General features: G+C 75.2%; 1 protein-coding gene. It reads right to left on the bottom strand.

What is annotated here, in order from left to right:
- The coding region (locus VFZ20_RS12245) for an amino acid adenylation domain-containing protein (RefSeq protein ID WP_329684169.1) at positions 1 to 2131 on the bottom strand (2131 nt) is incomplete at both ends.

Here is a 2131-nt window from a genome sequence, read left to right as displayed (position 1 = left end):
TGCAGTGCGTGAGTGCGTCAGTGCGTCAGTGCGGGAGTTGGCGGAATCACCCACTTCCGCACTCACGGACTCACGCACTCCCGCACGTTCCGTCCAGCGCACGCGGTCGCCCGTGCGGTACAGCCGCCCGCCGGGCGCGCGCCCGAACGGATCGGGGAGAAAGCGCTCCGCCGTCAGCGCCGGGCGGCCCAGGTAGCCGCGGGCCAGCAGCGGCCCGCCGACGTACAGCTCGCCCGCCACGCCCGCGGGCACGGGCTCGCCGCGCGCGTCCAGCACGTAGACCGAGCGACCCGGGAGCGGCCGGCCGATGGGGACCGTCCGTCCGCCGGCGCTTTCCCGCTCCACCGTGAACGCCGTGGCGGTGATGAGGGTCTCCGTGGGCCCGTAGCAGTTGACCAGGCGCCCGGCGCCGCGCGCGTCCGCCGCGCGGGCCGGCAGCGCCTCGCCGCCCACCAGCAGCAGCCGGAGCCCCGCCAGGGCGTCCGCGTCCGCGCCGTCCGCCACCTCCTGCCAGTACGCCGGCGGCAGGTTGGCCACGGTGATCCCCAGCGCGCGCACGCGCGCCCGGAACTCCGCCGCGCTCCACGGCTCCGGGCCGCGCAGCACCAGCGTGGCGCCCGACAGCAGCGGCAGGAACACCTGCTCCAGCGAGACATCGAACCCGGCGGACGCGAACTGCAGCACGCGGTCCTCCGGCACGATGCCGTGCACCCGTGCCATGGCGGCCAGGTGCGCGGCGGCCGGCCCGTGCTCCACCGCGACGCCCTTGGGCTGCCCCGTGGATCCCGACGTGTAGATGACGTACGCGAGGTCCGCCGTGTCCACGACGACATCGGGCGATCCGGCGGATGCGGCCGCATCGCCGTCCGCGTCCACGTCGATGTCGCTGTCCACGTCGATGCGGATGGCCGACGACGGCACGCGCTCCGCCAGCCCCGCGCGGGTCACGACGGCGCGCAGCCCCGCATCTTCCGCGATGTACGCCAGGCGGCCGGACGGAAGCGACGGATCCAGCGGCACGTACACGCCGCCTGCCTTGAGCGTCCCCAGCAGCGCCACCACCAACTCCGGGCGCCACTCCAGGCACACGCCCACGGCGTCGCCGCGCGTGACACCCTGGGACGAGAGGCGATGCGCCAGGCGGTCGGCGCGGGCGTCCAGCTCCGCGTACGTCAGGCGCTCGCCCGCGTGCTCCAGCGCCACGGCGCGCGGCGTGCGGGCGGCCTGCGCTTGGAACGCCGCGTGGAGCGTCGACGGGGCGGCATCCACCGCGTTCCCCGCGCCCCACTCATCCAGCACCTGGCGGCGCTCGGCGGACGACAACAGGGGAAGGGCGTCCACACGGGCGGCATCGTCCGCGGCCATGGCCGCGAGCACCCGGCGCAGGTAGCCGGCGAAGCGCCGCACCGTGGCGGCATCGAAGAGCGCCGTCGCGTACTCCATCACGCCCACGATGCGCCCGTCCTGCTCCCACAGGGCCAGCGACAGGTCGAACTTGGCCGTCTCCACGTCCGCCGCGCCCGCGTTGCTCACGGTGAGCCCGGGAAGCCGCGGGGCCTCGCCGGGCGCGTTCTGCCACGCGAACATCACCTGGAAGAGCGGACTGTACGCCCGGCTGCGCGCGGGACTCAGGCGCTCCACCACCTGCTCGAACGGGATGTCCTGGTTGCGCTGCGCCTCCAGCGCCCGCGCCCTGACCTGCTCCAGCAGCTCGCCGACGGTGGGACGGTCCGACAGGTCCACCCGCACGGGGAGCGTGTTGACGAAGAAGCCGATCAGGTCCTCCACCTCGGCCCGGCCCCGGTTGGCCGACGGCGTGCCGATGACGACGTCGTCCTGGCCCGACAGCCGCGCCAGCACCGTGGCCCAGCCGGCCAGCAGCGTCATGAACAGCGTGGTCCCGTGCCGCTGCGAAAGCGACCGCAGCGCGTCCGACAGCTCCGCGTCCAGCGCCACGTCCAGCAGGGCGCCCGCGAAGTCCTGCCGCGGCGGGCGCGGGCGGTCCGCGGGAAGCTCGATGAGCTCCGGCGCACCGGCCAGCGCGCCCGTCCAGTACGCCGCCTGCGCCTCCAGCAGGTCGCCCTCCACGGCGCGGCGGTGCCACGCGGCGTAGTCGGCGTACTGCATGGGG

Origin of the sequence: Longimicrobium sp. (assembly GCF_036280135.1) — a bacterium.
In the GTDB taxonomy this organism is placed as follows: Bacteria; Gemmatimonadota; Gemmatimonadetes; order Longimicrobiales; family Longimicrobiaceae; genus Longimicrobium.
This window is presented reverse-complemented; position numbering and strand designations above follow the sequence as displayed.